At 49.1% G+C, this 269-nt stretch carries 1 protein-coding gene; it reads right to left on the bottom strand.

Annotated features, from left to right (window positions below; genetic code table 11):
• A partial coding sequence (locus tag AAEY78_RS13300; RefSeq protein WP_352339777.1) for a S8 family serine peptidase occupies window positions 1-236 on the bottom strand: 236 nt, incomplete at its 3' end.
• Window positions 237-269: the final 33 nt, after the last annotated feature.

Raw genomic sequence — 269 nt, 5'->3', positions numbered from 1 at the left:
CCACCACATTTACCCAATACACGCACAGGTACTACTTTGGCGTCATAAGCAACACCAGCAACGCCTTCACCGTTATTCGTTACTGCAGCGACAGTGCCTGCAACGTGAGTACCATGCCAACTAGAGCCTTGTGCACCGTTATTACCACATTCACCAGCTGCAACCGCATCCCCTGGATCGCGAGCATCGTTGTCACGGCCATTGCCATCATTGGCGACTGATAGATTAGAGATCATATCGTAGCCTGGTAAAATATTAGCGTTTAAATC

The sequence above is a fragment of the Psychrobacter sp. 16-MNA-CIBAN-0192 genome, assembly GCF_040309565.1.
Lineage (GTDB): Bacteria > Pseudomonadota > Gammaproteobacteria > Pseudomonadales > Moraxellaceae > Psychrobacter.
The sequence above is the reverse complement of the archived record's forward strand: the minus strand, read 5'-3'. Positions and strand labels throughout refer to the sequence as shown.